This is a genomic window from Microbacterium gubbeenense DSM 15944 (genome assembly GCF_000422745.1).
Lineage (GTDB): Bacteria > Actinomycetota > Actinomycetes > Actinomycetales > Microbacteriaceae > Microbacterium > Microbacterium gubbeenense.
Genome location: NZ_AUGQ01000057.1, coordinates 1 through 2,620, shown reverse-complemented (window position 1 = coordinate 2,620; position 2,620 = coordinate 1). Strand labels below are relative to the sequence as shown.

General features: G+C 55.4%; 2 protein-coding genes. Both read left to right on the top strand.

Features of this window, described 5'->3' with window-relative positions:
* Positions 1 to 166 precede the first annotated feature (166 nt).
* Positions 167 to 1,027 carry a WecB/TagA/CpsF family glycosyltransferase gene (locus G510_RS18105; RefSeq protein WP_157560683.1) on the top strand — a complete coding sequence of 287 codons (861 nt, stop codon included), beginning with the start codon at positions 167 to 169 and terminating at the stop codon, positions 1,025 to 1,027.
* A complete protein-coding gene (locus G510_RS0113205) occupies positions 1,020 to 2,549 on the top strand; it encodes a hypothetical protein (protein ID WP_029153993.1) in 1,530 nt (509 codons plus the stop codon). Before G510_RS18105 ends, G510_RS0113205 begins: the two co-directional genes overlap by 8 nt.
* The last annotated feature ends 71 nt before the right edge of the window (positions 2,550 to 2,620 follow it).

Genomic DNA, 2,620 nt, shown 5'->3' with positions numbered 1-2,620 from the left:
ATGCAATGCCCGGAACTCACACCTGCCCTCGAGACATCACCGCCCGCTGATCATGCCAGCTGAGCCCACCCCAGGCTCATCGGTGGATCGAGGATAAGCTGTGGTCGCGAGGGTAGCACCGGACGACCGGCATGCTCCCTGGCCCACTACGGCTATTGGGGAGTGCATGACCAGACAGTATCGACAGCCAGTCGAAGGACCGATCTTCCATCTCATCGACGGGCAACTCGCTTTCATGGGAAAGCCGCTCTTCGGGGCTAACATGCAGCTCTTGCTCGATAAGTTGCAAGAGCTTTCCTCCCAGTCGCGTCCGGCACTCGTAATCACTTTGAACGTCGATCAGGCGCTGAACCTCGAGCATGACTGGAATTTTCGCGCAGTTTTCGAAAGCGCCGATCTGGTCGTGATTGATGGAACCCCGATTAGCTGGTTGGGAAAGGTCTTAGGCGCTACAGAGGTAAGCCGTAATACGGGCGCGGACTTATTGCCCGCATGCGCCTCCGTGGGGAAAGAGCGCGGGTGGCGGATCGGTGTTACTGGAGGAAGCACGGAGGTATCTCAACTCGCTACGAACAATCTGGCAGACAAATTTGGGGCGGATTTATGCTCTGTCCCATTCCCGATGATCTCGGCGCCTGACGATTCAGCATCACAACCTGTCGTGGAAGCCTTGAAGAAAATCGCACCCGACATTGTTTTCTTGTGCTTGGGCTCGCCTAAACAAGAGCTGTGGTTCGGAAGCTGGCATTCTCAGCTTCCGCCGGCCGTCTATATCGGAGCAGGTGCAGCCGCGGACTTTAGTGCTGGCGTCATGACTCGTGCGCCCGTTTTCATGCAGCGACTGGGGCTCGAATGGCTGTTTCGCTTAGCCCACGAGCCACGGCGCCTCGCGCACAGGTACCTTATCAGGGGGCCTCGCTTCCTTCTCCTGGCGTGCCGCTCGGTTGGTCATTCCCTTGCTCGGCGATCGCACGCGAGAAAGAATTGGTCACGAATTAAAGACTTTAACGAGGGTGGTCATGCCTAAGTTCTCATTTGTTCTTGCGAGGATCGATCGCGCCTTTCTCCTATCCGAAGGTCGAACGGGCTATGCCAGGCACGCGATAATCTGTTTTATCCTGAGTGCGGCCAGTTACACTGTGCCGATCGTCGTAAACGAGCTTGGAGCGGTTTTCGGTGATGTTACTTCCATCCTGATAGTCATCGCTCTCAGCGCGGGGCTAATGATGGTAAGCCCCTTCTTATTTTTAACCTATTGGATGTTCCTCGTCCTCACCCAAGCATGGTGGACCGGCTTTGTTTCGTCGTTCTTCGACAGTTCACCTTCCCTGGCGGTCACCGAGTCTAAAACAGTCGCAATTGTCGTCGCGACGATTATCGCGATCCCACGCATAGTCCAGTATCTTCAGTCTCAACGTTTTCTTGCCTGCGCTATACTTCTGTACTTTTTGACTATTGTAATTTCGATTCGAGATATCACACCTGAGGCGATTGCATACGCGCGCAACTTCGTTGTTCCCTTCCTTATTTCACTTGTTGTAATTTCTTCCACGACCGCGTTCAGCCAGAGGTTGAGGCGGAACTATTTCCGTTTTATTGTTTCGGCAACACTTCTGCTGCTCGCGATTGGCTCTTTGGCGGAGCACATCGTTGGAACCGCACGATGGCGTCACACTCTTAATGCCGACAACCAGGCATCACTGGAGTCCCTCTCCACATGGACCAACTTCTTCGGTATTCGTTTCGAGCGAATCGGCGGGCTCATGGTCGAGCCCGTCACCAGCGGGTATGTCGCGGGCGGTGCTGTCGTCGGCGCGATTTTGCTGTTCGTTACGTCGTCTGAGAAGTCGCGACGCGCCCTCGTTTTACTTTCCGCTAGTATCCTCGTCGGAGGTTTTGTATTAATTTCCGCGGCCACGAAGGCAAGCTTGCTTATGGTGGCTATCGCCGTTCTTGCTTATCTTATTGCCATTTTGGTCCCCGTGCGCGGGAATAGCGCCTTCGTAATTGTTGGCACCTGGATTATCAGTCTAGCCATGATTTTGACGTACCTCGGACTCGACAAGGGGTTCGAAGGCATATTTAATCTCTGGCGAGAGCCGATGGGTTTGATCGGTGGCGACAGTACCGCCATACATCTGGCGGGCCTCGTCTACGGTATCCAAGGAGGATTGAATCGCATCTTCGGTAACGGGCTCGGAGTGGGAGGCAACTTCCAGCGTAACTTCGCAGATGAGTTGAGCGAGCTGGATTTCGCTACTTGGCTTGCCAGCGGGTCGGAGAGCGGCGTCGGCGTGCTTGCTTATCAACTCGGACTTGTCGGCCTGATTGCATTTGTATTGCTCCTTGTCGTGATGGGCAATAGTTGGGGGCGGCCTGCAACAGTGCTCCTGGCTGTCTGGAGCGCTACGTCGTTGCTTGCCGAGTCCATGATGGGGCCGCTGGTGGCAGCGCTATTCTTCGTGGGCGCCGCGCTGTTGAAGCCGAATGACGCACAAATAGCCGCGGTGAGGCGGCCCTTTGGCGGCTCATCGCAATCCAGGGTGTAGCTGGGGTCTGAATCCGCCGCTCTCGAGGAGTGATCTGGCGACATAGTTCGTCAGGTTTCGGAAGCCGAGGG